The organism is Bacillus sp. TL12, assembly GCF_022625245.1.
In the GTDB taxonomy this organism is placed as follows: domain Bacteria; phylum Bacillota; class Bacilli; order Bacillales; family Bacillaceae_G; genus Bacillus_A.
The window spans coordinates 1-245 of the sequence record NZ_JAJJBY010000263.1 but is presented as its reverse complement, the minus strand read 5'-3'; the positions used below and the strand labels follow the sequence as shown (position 1 = coordinate 245).

Here is a 245-nt window from a genome sequence, read left to right as displayed (position 1 = left end):
TCCATTGATTTTTATCTAAGTGAATCAAGAGATAAACAAGCGGCCAAGCGCTTTTTTAAGAAAGCCTTGGCTGCTTCTCATATTTGTAAACCTCGCGTGATAACAGTAGACAAGAACCCAGCCTATCCAGTAGCGATTCAAGAGTTAAAAGAAGAGAAACGTGTGCGTACTATGTTAGGACTCAAGTCATATGAAACAGCCACTTCTATATTGAGTGGCGTTGAAACCATGCATATGATGAAAAA

At 39.2% G+C, this 245-nt stretch carries 1 protein-coding gene; it reads left to right on the top strand.

From position 1 onward, the window contains the following. On the top strand, positions 1–245 hold a 245-nt coding region (locus tag LOK41_RS28850; protein ID WP_241819486.1), incomplete at both ends, for a DDE-type integrase/transposase/recombinase.